The organism is Nonomuraea coxensis DSM 45129, from assembly GCF_019397265.1.
GTDB classification, from domain to species: Bacteria; Actinomycetota; Actinomycetes; order Streptosporangiales; family Streptosporangiaceae; genus Nonomuraea; species Nonomuraea coxensis.
This window is the reverse complement of the sequence record NZ_CP068985.1, coordinates 7,345,850-7,365,907: the sequence shown is the minus strand read 5'-3', so window position 1 is coordinate 7,365,907 and position 20,058 is coordinate 7,345,850. Positions and strand designations below refer to the sequence as shown.

Below are 20,058 nucleotides of genomic sequence, written 5' to 3'. Positions count from 1 at the left end.
CTCATGCCCCTATCCGCTGCTGCTCGTCCGGGTTCCACGAGTTCGGGCGGCCCCGCGCGCCCGGCCGCAGGCCGCAGCGGCACGGCGCGTCGTCGGGGCAGGTGCACTCCTGCTCCGGCGGGTTCCAGCCGGTCGTGTCCGCCAGCCTGCGGGCCCGCGCGTAGCGGGCGGGGCGGTCCACCGGGCGGGGGCCCGCCGCCAGGGTGCCCAGCTCGGTCGCGACGGGCGCGGCGATCAGCCGCCACACGCCGGGGCCCGAGGCGGCGAGCAGGTCGTGCAGCACCCCCAGCCGGGCGGGGCGCTGCGCGGCGGTGGCGGAGCGTACCTGGCGGACGGCCTCGTGCACCTCGGCCAGCGCCGCGAGGTCGGCGTCCGGCCGGCCCTGGGCGCGGGCGACCGCGGCGGCGGCGGTCGCGGCGGCGGCGCGCTCGTTCGCGCCGATCGTGCGGGCGGGGTCGACCCGCACCGTGAGGACGCCGGGGTCGGGCGTGCCCGCGCCGTCCGGGCGGACCTCGACGGGAATCGGCGGGCGGCCGGGCAGCACCAGGTCGGCGAGGTCCGGGCCGTACAGGTGGACGCGGGCGCCCATCAGCGCCGCGCCGCGCACGAAAGCCTGGGCCGCGGCGGCCTCCGGCAGGGCCGGGTGGTTCCTGATCGCGGCGACGTGCTCGGAGGTGAGCGCGCCGGTCCGCGCCAGCGCGAGCAGTCCGGCCGCCGCGCCTGGCTGTCCTGGCGCGAGTCCCGCCCGTTCCGCCTCGGCCCGCAACGCCGCCGCGGCGCCGCGGTGCCCGCCCTCGTTCACCGCGACCGCGAGGCCCCGGATCCGCGCCAGCGCCGCCGCGTCGGGGCCGCCCGGCGCCGCCGCCGTTCCGTGAGCGGCGGAGCCGGGAGAGGTAGCGGGGTGGGAAGCGGCGGAGGCGGTGGGGAGGGTGGCGGCGTGGGTGGCCAGGTGTTCGGCGACGGACACGGTGGCCTCGTGGCCCGGGTTCGGGGGGACGCGCAGGGTCAGGCGGCCGGGCCGGTCCCCGGCGACCCGGACCTCCGCCGTGCCCGCCGGGGCCGGCTCCAGGGCCAGGGTGAACGTGCCGTCCCGGGTGGTGACGGCGAACTCGCCCGGCCGGCCGGGCACCGGGGCGAGCCCGGCGACGCCGGCGATCTCGGCCAGCCGGGACAGCCCGGCCGCCGAGGTGTCCAGGCCCGCCGTGATCTCGGCGTTGAGCAGCCGCGCGATCCGCCCCTGCGACCGGTCGGCCACGGGGACGCGCGGTCCCGTGCCCCACGGCGGCGGTGGCGGGGTGTGGCCGCGGCGTTCGAGGTCGGTGGCGATGGCGTCGATCGCGTCGGCCAGCAGCTCCCGCCGTGCCGGGTCCGTGGCCGCCCGCCACTTGTTCGACAGGTGGGCGTGCTCGTCCAGCCGGGGGACCACGCAGAAATCCGTGCCCTCCGCCTGCTGGGGCGACAGCGACGGCCTGACGACGCCCTGCGGGGCGCCCGCCGTGATCGCCGCGACCTCCTGGGCGATGTGCGAGAACTCGTGCACCAGGACCGACGACCCCACGTCCGGGTGGACGCGCGGCCAGATGCGCACCACGTGCGGGTCGTCCGGCGTGCCCGCGCGCAGCTCGGTGGAGCCGTTCAGCCCCTCGCCGGGCTCGCCCACCACCATGCGGATGTGCTGGTCGGGCGCGGCGGCGAACCGCATGGTCACGGCATCGTCCCCGTGCCAGGTCACGCGGGAGGCGGCGCCGCCGAGGTCGGCCGCGGTGACGGGCTGCGCGCGCAGCTCGGCCAGGGTCAGGTCGGGGTCCCCGTCGGGGCGTCCCGACCTGGACAGCGGCGTGTTCTCGATGGCGGGCGAGGCCACGCCGGCCGTGATGCCCTGGCCGACGCTGCCGCCCACCGCCGCCTGCCCGCTGACGTGCTCGACGGGCCACGCCGGTTTGTCGGCGACGACGAAGGTGCCGCGGGTGACCAGCTCGGCCACGACCTGCTGGGTGAACGTGCCGGGCATGCCGGGGTTCATGAAGACCTCGCGCAGGTTGAGGCCGGTACGGTCGGCGGCGGCCAGCACCGCGGGCGGGACGGTGGCGAGCGCCTGGGCGAACCCGCCGTCCGGGGTCAGGCTGAACAGGGAGCCGTCGGGGAAGGCCAGGAAGCGGTGGACGCCGTCCGCCTCGCGGACCGCCACGCGGACCGCCTGGCCGCGCTCACGGGCGGCCAGGCGGGCGAGCTCCACGAGCTGGACGAGGCCGCGCACGTTCTGGGCGGGCACGAAGGGGACCGTCCGTTCCGGTACGACCGGCGGCGAGGTGAGCCGGACGCCGTTCTCCATCCGGGACCGCAGCTCCGCCAGCTCGTGCTCCGTCAGTGTCACCTCGACCTCGCCGCTCGTCGCGCCGGTCAGGTGCACGGGAAGGCCGACGACCCGCTCGTCCTGGCCGCGCAGCCGGGCCACGTACTGGAAGGTGAGGTCGTAGTCCACCCGGAGGCGCACGTCGTAGAGGCGGCCCCTCTCGAACTTGCTGCGCTCGCGGCGGGCGCCGTGGTGGTCGGACACGCTCTCGGACGACTGCTCGCCCACCCGCATGCCGCCGTCCAGGCCGGTGTCGGCGTGGCCGGCGTTGCCGCCCACGCCGACGGGCAGCACCCGGCCCCGCGAGACGGTGGTGTTCGTGGCGTCGGCCGCCCGGTCCACCTCGCCCTTCTCGGCCTCGTACGGCCCGGCGACGACGGTGAGGTCCGACAGGCGGGCCTGGATCTTGACCTGGGCGCCCTGGTCCTTGAACTTCAGCCGCGACACCCGTTCGACATGCCCGTCGGGCCCGGTCATCCGCTCCAGCGCGGTCACCAGCCCCGACGGGGACAGCCGCCTGACCAGCTCGTTCCTGCGCTCCGCGACCGCCGGCTCGCCCAGCATCTTCGTGAACTGCGCGGTGACGACCTTCAGGAGGGTGGGCTTGTGCGGGTCCTCCCAGACTCCCTGCGGGAAGTGGCCGGGATGCAGCTCGACCCGTCGCGGGTCGAGCGTGAGGGCGACCGGGCCCGGGTCCTGGGCCGCGCTGACGATCATGCCGGTCCGGATGCGCCGGACGATCCTGGCGCTGTAGGTGGCCTTGGTGTAGCGGACCCTGCGGAGGAGCTTGGCGGCGGTCCGGGCCACCTTGTTCTTGCGCACCTGCCGCCGCTCGACCTCGATGACCAGCCTCGGCTTCTGCTCCACCCGGTAGTGCCCGGCGAACTGACTCATCCGCAGGAGCCGCACCTCCTGCTGGTTCCCCGACACCGCGTACGACCAATTGCGGTCCGTCACCAGGCCGAGGCCCTGCCCTTCGCCGTTCTCCGCGCTGCTGGCGTCCACGCCTCCCGAGTAGGAGCCGCTGTAGGACGCGGACCTCGTCCGGTCGAAGTAACGGTAGTGCTGGAGGATGCTGCCGGCCTGTGAGGTGTGCGAGAGCATCCAGCCCCGCCGGGAGTCGCCCTCGTGGTCGTAGACCAGCCGCGCCCGGACCAGCACCTCCTCGGCCCGGGTGTGCTGCGCCCCGGCCTGTACGTGGTAGGTCCTCTCATAGCCCGTCCGCGACCACATGTCCATGAGGTGGATGATCAGCACTTCCCGGGAGAAGTCGGTGCTCACCTCCTCGCGCAGCGTCGGGCTGACCTCCGCGATGCCGGGGTAGGCGGCGTCCACCGCGTCGAGCGCCGCGTCCAGCGGGTCGACCGGGTTGCCCTGTGCGTCGGACGCCTCCAGGGACTCGGTGGCCCCGAGGCCCGGTGACCGGTCGTAGGAGGAGGCGAGCACGACGTCCCTGGAGTTCTCGATGTGGGTCGCCGCGTCCCGCAGCGCCTGGTCGAGCTGCTGGTCCACGCCGCCCTTCTGGGCCGTGGTCGCCGCCGGGCCGAGGCCCGTGACCTCCATGATCTTGGCGAGCAGGACCTCCGGGGTGTGCCGGGCGGCGTACCCCACGTCCGCGCCCGCCGCCCGCGCCGCGGTGAGGTCCTGGAGGTAACGCTGCACCAGGGGCACGGCGAGGGTCTGGTCGAGGGTGAGGCTGCCGTTGACGAACCGCTCGATCGCGTCGCCCACCAGACGGCCGGGCAGCGCGACGTCGCCTTCGGCGTACATGAGCAGGGCGTCGTACTCGGGGAGCGAGAACAGCGCGGTGCCCTGCGCCTTGGAGGTCCGGACCTCGCCCACCGGCTGCCGGCTCTCCGCGGGCAGGGCGTACATCCTGCTCTCCGCCCCTGTCAGCGCGAGGTCGACGGGAGCGCGGATGATGTACTGGCGGCCGTGCTCGATCGTCAGCTCCTCGGTGCCCCAGATGTCGAGGAGCGAGGTGGACTCGGAGGTGCCGCCGGAGCGGGAGGGCAGCCCGAGGGCGCCGCCGTCGCGGGAGGCCCCGTCGTCGTCGAGGTCGGCGCCGCTGACGGAGGCGCCGACGTTCACGCCGCTGGATCCGCCCCAGGAGACGCCGGCGCTGTTCAGCCCGAACAGGATGTTGCCGCTCACGTGGTCGACGACGGCCAGCACCTCCGCCTCGCCCGTCTCGGCGGACACCGACAGCGCCGACCGGGTCGGCACCCCCTGCGGGCGGACCGCCAGAGAGGTGGTGAGCGGCCGGTTCAGCAGCTTCGGGTGGCCGACGAGGTTGCGCACGTTCAGGAACGCCACGAGGTGCTGGTGGGCCGCCGAGTCCGCGCGCATCCCCTCCGGGAGCACCTGCTGCGCGGCGGAGATCAGCCCCCGCACGTCCATGTGGAGCAGCCGGGCCCGTGACAGCAGCCGGCCCCGCATCGGGCCGAGCGGAGCCGGCACGGAGGTGGGCCCGCCCGCGCTCGGGTCCGGCGGGAGGAGGTCCGCGGCGAACAGGAGCTTCGCCCGTCCCTGGGCGGTGGCCAGCGTCTCGGCCCGGCCCTTGTGCACCAGGTCGGCCTGGATCTCATGGCCCAGGGAGAAGATCGAGCTCGGGCCGCCGTTCTCGTCGAGGTTCACCAGGTTGGTGGTGCCGCCGGCGCTGGAGCCCACCGTGAGCGTCCTGTTGCCGCCGGCGTTGACGCCCCCCTCGTGCGCCAGGCCGTCCTGGCCCTCCTCGGGGCCGTCGCTCACGGCGACGGAGCCGCCGCCCGCGTACGTGCGGGACCTGCTGATCCCGCGCGCCGAGGTGTCGGAGCCGATGTCGAGGTTGACCACCGTCTCGGAGTCGGTGTAGCCGAGGTACTTCACGTCGCCGAAGTCCTGCCGCAGCGACAGGCGCAGCAGGTAGTGCTCCGGGGCGCTGTTGCGGCCGTGCAGCACCAGGTCGATGCCGAGGCCGCCGGTGCCGTCCGGCTCGGCCTGGGCCAGCACGTCGTACGCCGACCTGATCCGATGCTCGGAGAGCTGCTCCAGGACCTCCTGCCGGTTGAGGATCTGGCTGGCGCGTTCGAGGCGGTTGGAGGAGTACTGCGGCACGCCGTTCACGGTCTTCGGGACGATGCCGCGTTCGGCCAGCTCGTCCATGACCTTCGTACGCAGCTGGTCCAGCCCGTCGATGTCCTGCACGAGGGCGGGGCCCGAGCCGCGCATCTGTCCCGGGCCGTCGCCGAGCCATTCCGGCAGCACAGGCAGGCGGCCGGGCGGCGGGCCGGGCCGCGGATCGCCCCGCAGCACCGGGATGCCGTCCGCGCCGATGAGCGGCCGGCCGTTCTGGTACACCAGCGCCGACCGGGCCACGGGCAGGCCGTAGCGGTAGGCGGCCGACTCCCGCATGCTCACCACCACCGAGCTCCGCACCGGCGGCAGCTTCACCGGCGGGCGGCCGATCCGCTCCACCGTGAACGTCGTGTGCATCTCCAGGCGGTAGGCCTGCTTCGGGCTGGTCTTGCGGTGCACGCTCGGATGGATGGCCTGCTTGTTCGCGGTCGCCGAGTACGATCGGCTTCCCGACCTGGAGCCCTTGACCTTCGGGCCGATGTCCGGCGCGTAGCGGCCGGGACCGTCGACCTCCTGCAAGGCCCCGATGGTGGGGCCCGCGGAGACGCCGGCGTCCAGCGACCTGCCGGCGGAGGTGCCGCCGGGCGTCGCGGCGAAGTCGACGAGCACCTCCTCCTCCCACTCCTCGGCGGTGCGCCCGCCCACCGGCTCGGCGGCCACCAGGACGGCCCTGGTGTTCGCGACCACCCGGAGGTCGGGTTCGCCGTTGACCGTGAAGACGCCCTCAAGCCCTTCCGGCCTGGTCGCGTCGCGCAGCCGGTGGGACAGCCTGGTCATGAACGTGCGCAGCTCGCCGTGGGCCCTGGTGCCCACCTGGGCGTACTCGCCGCCGGCCTCCTCCATGATCTGGGTGAGCGCGTCCTCCATGCCGGTCATGGCGCTGACCAGGACATGGTTGGGCATCTTCGGGTCCCGCTTGTCGTCGTCGATCCAGGTCAGCTTGTCCGGGGCGGCGTCGGTGTAGGAGTGGGAGACCCACAGCCGTTGCGCGGCGGCGTCACCGGGCGCGCCCGAGTCGATCACCCTCGTGCCCTGCCAGCCGCCGCTCTCGCTGGTCTGGACGTCCACGGTCCAGCGCGCGGCGGCGTCGAACAGCAGCGACTCGCTCCGGTTGTCGGCGACCGAGCCGCCCTGCGCGAACATGCCGGCGCCGCCCGTCGCCGACGCGTTGCGCCCGCTCCCCAAGCCGAGGCCCACGCCCGCCAGCTTCATCGCGTTCTGCAGCGATTCGCCGTCCGGCATGAACTGCGCCAGGGCCCCCAGGTCGACGCCGAGGCCCATGCCCGCCAGCTCCATCGCGGCCTGCGGCCATTCGCCCTCCGGCAGGAGCTGCGCCAGGACCGCCGTGTTGAAGCCGCGCGACAGCCCGAAGCTGCCCGCCTCCGTGGCCGACACGATGTGGGACGCCTGGAAGAACAGGCCCACCATCATCTCCGACGCCTTGACGCCGGGGTCCAGCACCTCCACCAGGTCGCTTAGGCTCAGCCGGACGCGCACCTCCACCGCCTTGGCGCCCTGGCCCACGCGCAGCACGAGGCCGTCGGGGGAGGCGACCTGGTGGAAGTCGGCGCGCAGCATGCGCTCCAGCCCGTCCGGCGTGAAACGGTAGGTGGCCCCGTGGCTCGCCAGCAGCTCGTTCACCGAGGCGGTCAGTGCCGACAGGTGGGCGAGCCGTCCCGTGGGCATCGCGCCGGGCAGGGTGTCCAGGTCCGGCAGGGCGGCGGCCATCGCGTCCAGGTAGTTCTGGTGCAGGGCGAGGGCCTCGGCGGTCAACCTCTGGGCGATCGTGGCGTGGGGGACACCGCCCGGCGGCGTCGAGGGGCCCTGGGCGGCGTACCTCATCGCCGACAGCGCCTGCTCGTACTTGAGCCGCGTCGACGTCGCCCGCAACAGGGCGGCGCTGTACGCCTCGGCGATCCTGGTGTGGCGGGCCTGCGTGGCCCGGTGCACCCGGTTCTCCTGCCTGGCCTTGCGCGCCCGCTCGAAACGGGCCTCGTCGTGCTGCTTCAGCGCCTTCTTGGCCTGCCGGGTGGCCTTGCGGGCCTCCACGCGGGCCTCCTCGGCGCTGCGCTGCTTCGCGGCGACCTGGAGCTGGAGCTGCTGCTCGGCGTGGCGGAGCGCGTCGAGGGTGTCGCTCACCTGCTGGAGGGTCGGGTTCGTGCCCGGTAACGGCGGCGTCTGCTGCGTACGGGTGTCCTGGGCGGGAGCCCAGGGCGGGGGCGGCAGGACCTGGCCGCGCGCCGCCAGCTTGCGGGACAGGCCGTCGATGTCCAGGGCGAGCAGGCGCTTCTCCGGGAGCGTCTGCGCCTGGTGCCACTTCTCGGTCAGGAAGGCCAGCTCGTTGAGCTGCGCGTCCACGCACAGGTCCGTGGTCGCCTCGGCCCTGGCGGCCCTGCGGCGGCCGCGCCGGCCGCCGGCCTTGACCTCCTGGAGGGTGTCGGTGATCTCGTGCAGCCAGATCCGGGAGAGCTGGTCGTTGGCGACCCGCGGATTGAAGTGCACCACGTGCGGGTTGTTCACGTCGGTGCCCCGGGTGAGGTTCTTGCCCTCCGCGAGCTCGGTCTCGCCCATCAGATTCGACGACGACAGGCCGCCCACGACCGGGCGGAAGTGGTGGGTGCCGTGGTCGCGGGTCTCGACCGTCAGCGTGCTGCCGTCCTGCGACCAGGTCAGGCTGAGCACCCCCTGCGTCAGGAAGTGGCGGGCCAGGAGTTCGGCGACCGCGTTCTTCACCTCGTCGAGGGTCAGGTCGGGGCCCGTGCGGCCGTCAGTGACGTACCGGGTGCCGGGGATCGGGTGGGAGGTGACCGTGCCCGGCTTGCTGGTGGCGGGGACCGGGGCGGCGGCGGAGTCGGCGGTGGGGTCGGGGGCGAGGTCCGTGACCAGGTCCGCGCGGGCTTGGGAGACCAGGAGCAGGGCGGACGCCTCGACCTGAAGGTCCGCGAGGTTCCGCACCTGTTCGGCACGGGCGTTCAGGACGGTGCGGATGCGGTTCATGGTCGCGGCCGGGATCGCGCGCACGCCGTCGGCCCTGGGGACGAGCAGGTCGCCGGTCGGGCCGAGCACCGCGCCGGGGAAGTCGGCGGTGATCGCGCCGATCAGCGCCGTACGGGCCCGCGCGGCGGGCGTCACGGACGCGACGGGGGCCTCGGCGGACGCCACGTCGTCGGCCAGCCGCGTGGCCGTCCCCGCCGTCCCCGCCGCCTGCGCCACGGCCGCGGCCTGCGGCCCGGCGGGGGCGTCGCCGGGCCGCGCCGCGGCGACGGCCTCCGGCTGGGCAGGGGCGGCTTCCGGTCGCGACGCGGCCTCCGGCTGTGGCGCGGCTTCGGGCTGGGCGGGAGTGCTGTCCGGCTGCGGTGCGGAGACGGCTTCCGGCTGTGCCGCGGCTTCCGGCTGCGCCGCGGGGGCGGCGCTCTGCTGGGGGCCGGTGGTCGCGTCCGGCTGCGGCGCGGCGGCGGTCTCCGGCTGGGAAGCGGCGGCCGGCTGAGCGGGGTCGGCGGGCCTGGCGGGGTCGGCGGCAGGCTGGGAGGCGGACGGCTGGGCGGGGGCGTCCTGTTGCAGGGTGGCAGCCGACTGGGCGGGGGTGGCCGGTTGTGGGGTGGTGGTGGAGGTGGGCTGGCTTGCCTGCTGGGGCTGCTGGCCGGTCGCGGTGCGGCGCTGTTCTGAGCGGTCGGGGTCCGGGGTGGCGGGCGTCTGGGGCTGCTGGTCGGGGGCCGCGGGCTGGGCGGCGCGGGCGCGGCGCTGGGTGGAGGCGTCGGCGTCCGGGACGCCGGCGGTCGTACGCCGGCCGTCGTCGTTCCGGACGCCGTCGTTCCGCGCGCCGTCGTTCCTGGAGAGGTCGTTCGTGGCGACGGGGCTCGCCGGCACGCGGTCGGGCGTGGAGACGGCGGTGCGGACCTGCACCGGGTTCGCGCCCCCCGGACGGTTGGCGGCGCCGGCCGTGCCGGTGAGGTCGCCGTTGCCGTTCGGCCCGCTGCCGTTCGGCCCGCCGGCGATCGGGCTCCCGGCGGCCGGGTCCCCGGGCGGGGCGCCGCCGGCGCGGGTGGCGTCGGCGCGGGCGGCGGCGTCGTACGCGGAGGCGAGCGAGGTCAGGGGATGCCCGAGCGCCGTGTACACGTCCGGGTTGAACGGGCTGATCGTGTCAGTGCGCCCGGCTCCGCCGAAGAAGCCCCCCAGCAGGGCGTCCGGCGTGAACGGGTTCTGCCACTGCCCGTACACGAGCCCGTTGGCGACGAAGCTGCCGGCCGGGGAGGCGATCGTGTTCGACAGGCCGGTGGTGAGCGCCCGCCCGGCGAACCCCGGCACGCGCTGGGTGACGCGGGACATCGGCCCGGCCAGCTTGGTGCCGACGATCGCGCCGCCGCCCGCGCCGATGGCCGCGGCCTTGGTCTTCTTCCAGTCCCACTGGGTCCGCGTGCCCATCTTGATCTGCTGGTACTGGGCGACGGCGTCGAGGAAGACCTCCTCGCCGATCTCCTCGATGAGCTCGCGGCCGATCGCGGAGGCGAGCAGCCGGGTGATGACGCTGCGCCCGGTGGCGCCGCTGAGCACGGTCACCCGGGCGAGCTGCCGGGCGGCGAGCGGCCTGCCGCCCACCATGGCCAGCCGGACGAGGATCCGGCTGATGGCCGCGCGGGCCGCCGCCGCGTACGGGCCGATGATCGCGGTGCTGGATCCGGCGGTGAAGAAGGCGACGTAGAGGGCGATGGCGATGGCGACGACGGTCACCCAGAAGGCGACGTTGATGGAGAGCTTGGAGTACTGGGTCTCGACGGCGAAGTCGTTCGCCTGCTGCGTGTACGCCTGCGCGTTCTGGGCCACGCCGGCCAGGCCGCCCTGGTGGCCGTAGAGGAACTGCGCCCTGGAGGCGAAGTCGGCGGTGGCGGGCGCGGCCCAGCCGGCCAGGACCACGCGCGTGGCGGCGCCGGCCTTCGGCGCGGAGGAGACGGCGCGCGAGCCGAGGGCCTCGTACGCGGCGGCCAGCTTCGACATGCCGCTCTCGCTGGCCTCCGGCCACTTCTGCCCGGCCGACAGCATGGGGATGAGCCAGCTGACCACCCATTCGGGCAGCGCCTCGGTCTCCCAGACCGGTTCGACGTCACGGTCGATGCGTACCGCGCTCACCTGGGTGGGCAGGCCGCCGCCGTTCTGGCTGCCGTTGCCGGTGAAGCCGCCTGTGTTGTTGCTCGCCACGTCGCCGGGTCAGACCTGCATCGTCAGGTTGGCCTGGAGGTCGTTCTTGATGTCGGCGTCGGTGAGGAGGGTGTTGTCGACGTTGTCGCGCACCCGGGTGCCGGCGTCGGTGATCGCCTCGGCGAGGTCCTCGTACTGCTTGAGCATCCGGTTGGGGCCGTCGCCGCGGAAGTGGGCGGCGAAGAAGGACTGGCCCTCGGTGCCCGCGCCCCACGGCTGGGCCGCGAGCGCGGCCTTGACCTGGGCGGCCAGGTGGGTGGCCTCCTCGTTGAGGTCGTCGGCCATCGTCGTCCACTGCGTGATGCCGCGGTAGACGACGGGCTTGGCGATCTGCGTGCCGTCCCAGAGCCTCACCTCTTGCCCTCCATCCGTTCGGCGAAGCGGGCCATGGCGGTGTCGAGGTCGCCGTCGAGGTGGGCGAGGAGCTCGTCGCGCGGGACGACCGGCTCCAGGATCTCCACCACGCGCTCACGTGCCTGTGCCGTGGCCCGCTGGACGGTGTCGAGGATCGTGCGGGCCAGATGGCGCGCGTCGGCGTGGCGGTAGATGCGCGGATCGAGGTCGAGCCCGACGAGCTCGCCGCGGGCGCCGACGGTGACTGTCACCAGGCCGTCGCGCGACTTCGCGGTGGTCCGCAGGGTCTTCGCCTTCTCGTGCAGCTCCTGGCCGGCCTCGGAGATCTGCCGGAACATGTCACGCAGTTCGTCGGCGTAGGCGCGCATCGCCGCCGCGTCGGGCCGCTCCGACGAGTCCACGCGACACACACCCCCCGATGCCAAGCTCACACGTCCCCGGAAACACTCACGTGTTACTGATCAGTTTCCGTCACATGAACAGCAGAAGGCAAGAGATCGATCAAAAGTGTTGAATCCCGACATTCAGCGGCACGGCGTCCTCGCGCAGATCCGTGACCTCCTCCCGGGGCACCCACCGCCGGTACACCCCGCGCTCGATCCGCTCCAGCCCGAGCTCGCGCGCCGTCAGCACCGAGGCGCCGAGGTACTCCAGGCGCACCTGCCCGTCCCGCTCCTCCCGCACGAGGAACGGCTCACGCCGCCAGCGGCACACGGTCCTCACCAGGTGCAGCGCCTCGCACTCGGGCGCGGGCACGGTGCGGACGTGGCAGCCGGGCTCGACCTCCTCGAAGCCGTCCAGCGGCTCGGGGCTCCGCAGCCGGATCCACAGCTCCATGGCGTGCGGCTCCGGGCTGGCCGGGTAGTCGGCGCCCCGCCAGCGGGCCCGGTAGAAGCTTCCGCTCATGCCGCCCGCCTGTCGATGAGCAGCCAGCGCCGCAGGTCGCCGTGGTACAGCGCGCGGCGGTGCTCGGTGCCGCCGGGGAGCAGCTCCCAGATCTCCGCGCCGTGCGGGAGCGGCACGTCGTACACCTTGTACTCGCGGATGACGTGGTCGGGGTGCGGCGCCAGGCCCATCCCGACGAACGGCGGCTCCTCGACCACCCAGCCGGAGACCGCCGCCCGGCTCTCCTCGTCGGTCCCGCCGTAGGGCGTGAGGTAGAGCTCCAGGCCGGCGGGCCGCCAGCGCAGGACGTTGAGCGAGCCGTCGTCGGTCAGCATGCCGGGCTGCCCGAGCGCCTCGGCGAGCACGTCAGGCGTGGCGATGTGCGAGACGTCGAGCGCGTGGTGGCAGTAGCCGGAGATCCGCGGCTCGCCGCCGGTCAGCAGGTCGTGGATGTCGGCGGGCGCGAGCAGCTTCTGCACGGCAGGCACCCCCGAGCCGGGGGCGATCCGCAGGTCCTGGACCAGCGTGGGGACCGCCAGCCTGGCGACCGTCCCGGGCTCCAGCAGGAAGGCGGCGGAGAGCCCGGGGTTGACCGCCAGCCCCCACCGGGGGTCCGGCCAGCCGGCCGCCAGCTCGACCAGCGAGGCGATCCTGCCGTGCTCGGCCGCCCCGCCGGTGGCCAGCCGCATGGCCTCCACCGACGTGTACGCCGGCACCCACGTACGCGGGCCGTCCGCGACCGTCGGCCACGCGGGCGGCTCGTCCCCGGCCGCCGCGGCGGCGGTCATCGGCAGCGCCAGCTCCGCCTCCCGCAGCAGCGCGAGGCACAGCGCGGTCCGCCCGTCCTGGCGGGCCGCCCACAGCCGTTCCTCGAACGGGCTGACCGGTCGATGATCGGTTGATGTCATCCGTCCAGTCTGCCCCGGCTCGCGGGCGCCTCAGCTCGCGTCGGCCTGGGCGCGGGCCCGCCAGAGCAGGTAGACGAAGTACGGCGTGCCGATCAGCGCCGTGACCAGACCGGCCGGCACCTGGGCGGGGGCGATGACCGTACGGCCCAGGGTGTCGGCGAGGCTCACCAGCAACGCGCCGAGCAGGGCGGCCACCGGCAGCATCCGGGCGTGCCGTGAGCCGACCAGGGCGCGGGCGGCGTGCGGCGCGACGAGGCCGACGAAGCCGACCACGCCCACGGCCGACACCGCCGTGCTGGTCAGCACGACCGCCCCGGCCAGCGCGGCCAGGCGGACGGGCTCCAGGGGCACGCCCAGGACGCGCGGGGTGTCCTCGTCCAGCGCGAGCAGGTCGAGGTCGCGGCGCAGCCAGGCCAGCAGCGGAACGGTCACCAGCAGCGCCAGCACCACAGGGACGAGCTGGGCGGGCACCCGGCCGTACGTGGAGCCGGACAGCCAGGTCAGCGCCAGCGCGGTGTTCCACGGATCGGCCTTCACGATGATGAGCACGGTGACCGAGGTGCAGGCCGCCTGCATGGCGATGCCGATCAGGACCAGCCGGTCCGAGTGCAGCCCGCCGCGCCAGGAGAGGGCGTACACCGCGGCGAACGTGACGAGCGCGCCCGCGCCCGCGGTGGCGGACATCATCCAGACGCCGGCCAGCGGCGCGGCGGCCAGCAGCGCGATCGCCCCCACCCCGGCCCCGGCCGTGACGCCGAGCACGCCGGGCTCCGCCAGCGGGTTGCGGCACACGGCCTGCACGGCGGCGCCCGCGACGGCCAGCGCGGCCCCCGCCAGCACGGCGGCCAGCACCCGGGGCCAGCGCTGGTCGAGCACGAACGTGAGCGCCCGTCCCGAGCGGCCCTGCAGCCAGTTGAGCACGTCGCCGGTGAGCAGCCACCGGTCGCCGCCGAGCAGCCCGGCGACCACCGCCGCCACCAGCAGCACGGCGCAGACCGTCACCACGGCGAGGAAGGCCCCGCGGCTCCGGGTCCCGCCGGTGCGCACGGCGGGCGGCCTGCGGGTCGGGCCCGCGTCCCGGTAGCGCCGGGCCAGCCAGATCATCACGCCCGCGCCGAGGATGGTCGTGACCACGCCCGGCGGCACCTCGACCCCGGCCTGACCGCCGAGCGCGGCCCGCAGCAGGATGTCGGAGCCGAGCACGATCAGCGCGCCGGCCAGCCCGGACAGCGGCAGCAGCGCCCGGTTGCGGTGCAGCCCGGGGATGGTCCTCGGGAGCAGGCGCACGATCACCGGCGCGCAGAGCCCGACGAACCCGATCGGCCCCGCGATCGTCACGGCGGCGGCCGCCAGCAGGACGGCCATCAGGACGAGCCATCCGCGCAGCCGGCGTACGTTCACCCCGAGCACCGCGGCGGTGTCGTCGCCCAGGCCGAGGATGTCCACCCGCGGCCCGGCCAGCACCGCCACCACTGTCACCGCCGCGATGAGCGGCCCGAACTGGGCGACGGCGCCGAAGTCGCTCTGCACCAGCGAGCCGCTGCCCCAGGCGAACAGCCCGGTGGTCTCCTCCTCGAACAGGATCATGACGAGGTTGGTGAGCGACTGGAGCGCCAGGGCGGTGGCGGACCCGGCGAGGATGAGCCGGGTCGTCCCCGCGCGCCCGCCCGCCGACAGCGCCATCACCAGCCCGGCCGCGGCCAGCCCGCCGACCAGCGCGAGCCCGCCCGAGACGGGCAGCGGCAGCGCCAGTCCGAACGCCGCCGCCGTCGCCACGGCCACGTGCGCGCCAGAGCTGACGGCCAGCGTGTCGGGCGAGGCCATCGGGTTGCGCGCCACCGACTGCAGCAGGGAGCCGGCCACGCCGAGCGCGACGCCGACGGCCACCCCGGCGAGCAGCCGGGGCAGGCGGGAGGCCAGCAGCACGCGGGCGGCCTCCTCGTCGCCGCCGAACGGCAGCGCCAGCAGGTCGAACGCGCCGATCGACGAGGTGCCCTGCGTCACGTGCGCGGCCGCCATCAGGACGACGGCGGCCAGCGTGAGCACGAACACCCCGGCGGTGCCGAGCCGCCGCAGCGGCGTGCCCGGCGGCTCGGGCGCGAGAACCGGTCCGGCCGGCGCGCCCGAGCCAGGTCGTGCCGCGTCGCTCAACCCGCGTACGCCTTCACCAGCGCGTCGGCGTACTGCCGGCAGGACAGCGGCCCGCCGAAGGTCCAGATGCCGTCGGGCAGCTTGTGGACCTGCTGCTTCTTGACGAACGGCAGCGACTTCCAGATGGCGTTGGAGGCGAGCCCGTCGGCGAAGACGTCGTCGCCGTCGGAGGCGTTGTAGAAGAAGCGGGTCTCGGGGTCCTTGAGCGCGGTCAGGCCCTCGACGTCGGTGGTGCCGAGGCCCCACTGCGGGTCCACCTCGCCGGTCCAGGCGTTGGTGAGGCCGAGCTGGAGGGCGACCTCGGAGACCAGCGCGCCCTTGCCGAACAGGCGGACCGAGATCGTGCTGCCCTGCTTCCACCCGTCGGCCATGGCGAACGGCTTGCCCGCCGCGCCCGCGTCGGCCAGCTTCTGCTTGCCCGCGGCCATCGCGGCGTCGAAGTCGGCCAGCAGCTTGGCGGCCTGGTCGGTCTTGCCGACCGCGGTGGCGATCATGTTGAGGTCGTCGCGCATGCGCTGGAGGTTGCCGCTGCCGTCGCTGCCCTTGGTCACCAGCACCGGCACGAACTTCTCGAGCTGCCCGATCAGCGGCGAGTCCCGATGGGGCTCCATCACGACCAGGTCGGGCTGGAGCGCGCTGATGGAGTCGACGCTGGGCTCCTGCCGGGTGCCGACGTCCTTGACCGAGCCGTCCAGCTTGGCGGCGGTGACCCAGGTGGCGTAGCCCTTCACGTCCGCCGCGCCGACCGGCATGACGCCCAGGGAGGCGAGCATCTCGGTCTCGCCCCACTCCAGGCTGACCACCCTGGTCGCCGGCCGGTCGAGGGTGATCTCCTTGCCCCGGCTGTCGGTCACGGTGATCTTGGTGGCGGCGGAGGGGCTGCCGCTCGGCCCCGCCTGTTCGGTCACGGGGGCCTCGGTCGTCCCGCACGCGGCGAGCAGGACGGTGGAGGCGAGGGCGAGCAGGGTCTTGCGCATGGTCTTTCCTGTCGTGTGGTGAATCGGGGGAGAGGTGCTGAGGGGGATCAGGCGGAGACCGGGACCGCGCGGGTGTGACGGCCGACCGGGCGGGTGCTCACGGTGCCCGTACGGGGGTCGCGGGCGGCCTCGATGCGGATGCCGTAGGCGCCGGTGAGCAGCTCGGTCGTGAGCACCTCGGCGGGCGTGCCCTCGGCGCGGACCCGGCCGCCCTGGAGGAGGACGACGTGGTCGGCGATCTCGGCGGCCTGGTTGAGGTCGTGCAGCACGACGCCGATGGCGACGCCGTGCTCGTCGGCGAGGTCGCGGACGAGCTCCAGCAGCTCCACCTGGTAGCGCAGGTCGAGGAACGTGGTGGGCTCGTCGAGCAGCAGCACGCCGGTGTCCTGGGCCAGGCAGGTGGCCAGCCAGACGCGCTGCAGCTCGCCGCCGGACAGCTCGTCCACGGGACGCTCGGCCATCACGGCGACGCCGGTGAGCTCCATCGCGCGGGCGACGGCGGCCTCGCCCTCGGGGTCGCCGGCCCGCCAGCGCCGGCGGTAGGGGTGGCGGCCGTAGCCGACGACGTCGCGTACCTGGACGCCGCCCGGCGTGGGGCGGCTCTGGCAGAGCAGCGTCACCCGCTGGGCGAAGTCGCGGGCCGTCAGGTCCAGGGCTGAGGAGCCGTCGGCCAGGGTCACGGCGCCGCTGTCGGGCCGGTGCAGCCGGGCCAGCGCGCGCAGCAGGGTCGACTTGCCGCTGCCGTTGGGGCCGACCAGGGCGGTGACGCGGCCCGGGCGGAGCGCGATGCGGGCGTCCTGGACCACGGGGGTGCCGTGGTAGCTCAGGCAGAGCTCCGCGCCGCGGAGGGAGATCTCCTCGGTCATGAAGATAAGGTTAGGCTAACCTTCGCCGCTGGGGAATGCCGGGGCCCCTCCTGGTCACGTGCTCCTGGTCACAATCGCGATCACGACAGCCGGCGACGGCGCAGGACGAGGCCCGTACCGCCGGCCAGCAGCAGCAGGGAGCCGGTCAGGATCAGCGCCCGCCCGTCGGGACCGGCCTCGCCGCCGCCTCCCGTGGAGACGCCGCCGGACGGCACCTTCGAGCTCTCGCTCTCCTCCGGGGCGGGGTCGTCCTCCGGGTCCTCCTCCTCGTCGTCCGTGGGAGTGGGGGTGGGCGTCGGGGTGGGGGTCTCGCTCGGGGTGGTGCTGGGCGTGGGGGTCGGGCTGGGCGTCGCGCCCGTGGCGCTGATCGTCAGCGGGTGCTCCTTGCGCCCGGCGGTGCTCGCGAGCTCGCACTCGATCACCGGCTCCTGCGGGCTGGAGCCGAAGTTGACCGACGCCGCGTGCACCGTGCCCGTCCCCGCCTCCGGCGGGGTGGTCGTCAGGTTGACCGTCGTCGTGGGGAGGGCGATCGGCGCGCCGGGGACGACGCCGGTGAGCTGGGCGACGCCCGTGGCCGAGGTCAGGCGGGGGATGCGGCTGATGCCGACGTAGGCGTACAGGTTGAGCCCGGCCTCCAGGCCGGTCGCGGGCGCGAGGAGCTGCGCCGAGCCGGAGTAGGCGCCCTTCCAGCCGATCGACAGGTTCTGCTGGACGCCGCCGGTGGCCGGCACGGTCAGCTCGACGCTCAGCTTGACGTTCTGCTTGTCGCCGGTCGCGGTCGTGGTGCACGTGTAGTCCAGCACCTCGGGGGCCGCGGCGGACGCGGGGGCGCTCCCTAACAGAAGGGCGGCGAGGGGGACGATCAGGGCGACACGCACGGCGGGCTCCTGAGAACGACGGGGACATGACGGAACAAAGTGTTCAAGGTTCCACGATCTCTCCAGCTGAGCAAGGTCACCCGCCGTGACGTCGGGGCACGGGCGGCAAAGGTGTTCATTTGCGGCATATTGCCTAATTCGGTCAGAACCCTTATTTTCTCACCAGTAGTTACTTAAGGGGCGACCATGGGCGAGCGGATCTCACCGGTCCAGGACGTGCGCCGGCACCATCTCCGGCTCGTGCTGCGCAGCCTGCGCGACGACGGCCCCCAGCCGCGCGCCGACCTCGCGCGGCGGCTCGGCCTGTCGGCCACCACCATGACCAAGGTCGTCGGCCAGCTCCTCGACGAGGGCCTGGTCGCCGAGGGCGCCGTGGAGGGGGCCGGCCAGCGGGTCGGCCGGCCGTCCACGGGCATCGGCATCCGGGCCGACGCCCGGCACGTCATCGGCGTACGGGTCGGCGCGGGCACGGTCGAGCTCGGGCTGTGCGACCTCAGGGCCCGGGTGTCGCGGAGCGCGTCGTTCGCCTTCGACCCCGCCGAGCGGCCCGAGCGGGTGGTCGCCCGCATCGCCGAGGAGGCGTCGCTGCTGGCCAAGGGCCTGCCCGACGGGCGGCTGCTCGGCGTGGGTGTCGCCGCGCCCGGCCCGGTGGACGCCGCGCACCGCCGCAACGTGCTGTCGGTCAACCTCGGCTGGCGCGACGTGCCCTTCGCCGACCTGCTGGAGCCCGCGCTCGGCGTCCCCGCGGTCGTGGACCACAACGTGCGCTCCATGGCGCTCGCCGAGAGCCGCTACGGCGCGACCGGCGGCGCGGACCCGCTCCTCTACGTCCACGTCCGCACCGGCGTGGGCGCGGGTCTCGTGATCGGCGGGCAGCCGTTCCGGCCCGGCGCGTACGGCGTGACCGAGCTCGGCCACCTGCGCGTGCGGGAGAAGGGCAGGACGTGCGCGTGCGGCGCGACCGGCTGCCTGGAGACCGTCGTGTCGGAGGCGTACCTCGCCGAACGGCTCGGCCGCCGCTCGCCCGACCCGCTCGCGGAGCTGGACGACGCGCTGCTCGGCGAGGTCGCCGACCACCTGACCACGGGCCTGGCCAGCGTGGTCAACCTGCTCAACCCCGAGCTGATCCTGCTCGGCGGCATCTTCCGCACCGCTCCCGAGCCGGTCTTCGACCGGGTGCGCGCCGCGCTGCGCGCCAAGGTGTTCCCGGTGCTGCGCGACATGGTACGGGTGGAGCGTCCGACCCTCGGCGGCGACGCCGGGGTCGTGGGCGGAGCCGCCGTCGCCCTGGACAGTTTCTTGTACGAAAGGTAGGCATAGTGGGAAATCGTGTGTTCGCTCCGCTGTCCGCGTTCGATCCGGTGGCGGGCTCCGTGGTGCTGGAGCCGGAGAAGGACGAACCGGGCTACTGGAGCGGCGCGGCCGGAGTCCTGCACGACGGCGAGCGGTTCTGGCTCACCTACCGCCGGCGGCGGCCGAGGGGCGCCGAGACCGAGCGCGGCTGGCAGTGCGCGGTCGCCGTCAGCGACGACGGCCTGCGGTTCACCGACGTGTGGAGCGTGCACAAGGACGAGCTCGGCACCCCCTCCATGGAACGCTTCTGCCTGATGCCGGTCAGCGGCGGCTACCGGCTCTACCTGTCGTACGTGGACCCCGCCGACAACCGCTGGCGCATCGACGCGCTGACCGCCGAGCACCCGTCGAGGTTCGACGTCACCCGGGCCCGGCCGGTCCTGACCGCGGCCTCGACCGGCACCGAAGGGGTCAAGGACCCGTTCGTGCTGCGGGCCGGGCCTGTGACGTACCTGTTCGCCAGCTACGCCGCGCCCCTCGACCGCCCCGACCCGAAGGCCCACGCCACCGCCGACATCTACAACGTCGGCGCGACCGTCCACCCGACCGGCCTGGCCACCAGCCTCGACGGCGAGTCGTTCACCTGGCGCGGCGCGGTCCTGCCCGTCGGCACCGGATGGGACCGCTACCAGGCCAGGCTCAACAGCGTCGTCCCCGTGCCCGGCGGCGGCTACGTCGGCTTCTACGACGGCTCGGCCGCCCACACCGAGAACTACGAGGAGCGCTGCGGCGTCGCCGTCTCCTCCGACCTGTTCTCCTGGCGGCGGCTCTCCGAGTACGGCCCCTGGGTCACCTCCCCGTACGGCACCGGCTCGGTCCGCTACCTCGACGCGCTGCTCCACGACGGCCACTGGTGGCTCTACTACGAGATGACCCGCGCCGACGGCGCGCACGAGCTGCGCGTCCACCGCGTTCCCGTCGCGCGGGGCGACGCATGAGCGGGGCCCGCGCGGCCGAATGAGCCGGACGCACCCCGCCCGCCCCACTACCCTCCTTGGGAGGGCGTTGGTTGGGGGCGGAGGG

Annotated in this window: 11 protein-coding genes; 2 read left to right on the top strand and 9 right to left on the bottom strand. The window is 74.5% G+C overall.

From position 1 onward, the window contains the following. Window position 1: 1 nt before the first annotated feature. From Nocox_RS34435 to Nocox_RS34395, 9 genes are all read right to left on the bottom strand, one after another. Entirely contained in the window at window positions 2-10,663 is a 10,662-nt protein-coding gene (locus Nocox_RS34435; protein ID WP_026214459.1) for a WXG100-like domain-containing protein, read from the bottom strand. 9 nt (window positions 10,664-10,672) lie between these two features. Then, on the bottom strand, window positions 10,673-11,017 hold the full coding sequence (locus Nocox_RS34430; RefSeq protein ID WP_020543850.1) for a hypothetical protein: 345 nt from the start codon (window positions 11,015-11,017) through the stop codon (window positions 10,673-10,675). Beyond that, window positions 11,014-11,418, bottom strand: a complete 405-nt coding sequence (locus tag Nocox_RS34425) for a YbaB/EbfC family nucleoid-associated protein (protein WP_020543849.1) — start codon at window positions 11,416-11,418, stop codon at window positions 11,014-11,016. The genes Nocox_RS34430 and Nocox_RS34425 overlap by 4 nt, the downstream gene beginning before the upstream one ends. A 100-nt stretch (window positions 11,419-11,518) precedes the next feature. Then, entirely contained in the window at window positions 11,519-11,923 is a 405-nt protein-coding gene (locus Nocox_RS34420) for a hypothetical protein (protein ID WP_020543848.1), read from the bottom strand. Next, window positions 11,920-12,810, bottom strand: a complete 891-nt coding sequence (locus tag Nocox_RS34415) for an SseB family protein (RefSeq protein WP_020543847.1) — start codon at window positions 12,808-12,810, stop codon at window positions 11,920-11,922. The genes Nocox_RS34420 and Nocox_RS34415 overlap by 4 nt, the downstream gene beginning before the upstream one ends. 30 nt (window positions 12,811-12,840) lie before the next feature. Beyond that, on the bottom strand, window positions 12,841-14,961 hold the full coding sequence (locus tag Nocox_RS34410; protein ID WP_020543846.1) for an iron ABC transporter permease: 2,121 nt from the start codon (window positions 14,959-14,961) through the stop codon (window positions 12,841-12,843). Next, the gene (locus Nocox_RS34405; protein WP_020543845.1) at window positions 14,958-15,938 is read right to left on the bottom strand and encodes an ABC transporter substrate-binding protein; all 981 of its coding nucleotides are present in this window, start codon (window positions 15,936-15,938) and stop codon (window positions 14,958-14,960) included. Before Nocox_RS34405 ends, Nocox_RS34410 begins: the two co-directional genes overlap by 4 nt. A gap of 47 nt (window positions 15,939-15,985) precedes the next feature. Then, the gene (locus Nocox_RS34400) at window positions 15,986-16,804 is read right to left on the bottom strand and encodes an ABC transporter ATP-binding protein (RefSeq protein WP_020543844.1); all 819 of its coding nucleotides are present in this window, start codon (window positions 16,802-16,804) and stop codon (window positions 15,986-15,988) included. An 80-nt stretch (window positions 16,805-16,884) separates the two neighbouring features. After that, window positions 16,885-17,682 (bottom strand): hypothetical protein, encoded by a 798-nt coding sequence (locus Nocox_RS34395; protein ID WP_020543843.1) that lies wholly within the window; start codon window positions 17,680-17,682, stop codon window positions 16,885-16,887. A 186-nt stretch (window positions 17,683-17,868) separates the two neighbouring features. Between Nocox_RS34395 and Nocox_RS34390 the strand changes: the two genes are divergently transcribed. Both Nocox_RS34390 and Nocox_RS34385 read left to right on the top strand, forming a co-directional pair. Further along, window positions 17,869-18,996, top strand: a complete 1,128-nt coding sequence (locus Nocox_RS34390) for an ROK family transcriptional regulator (RefSeq protein ID WP_020543842.1) — start codon at window positions 17,869-17,871, stop codon at window positions 18,994-18,996. Between the two features lie 17 nt (window positions 18,997-19,013). Beyond that, on the top strand, window positions 19,014-19,973 hold the full coding sequence (locus Nocox_RS34385) for a glycoside hydrolase family protein (RefSeq protein ID WP_020543841.1): 960 nt from the start codon (window positions 19,014-19,016) through the stop codon (window positions 19,971-19,973). Window positions 19,974-20,058: the final 85 nt, after the last annotated feature.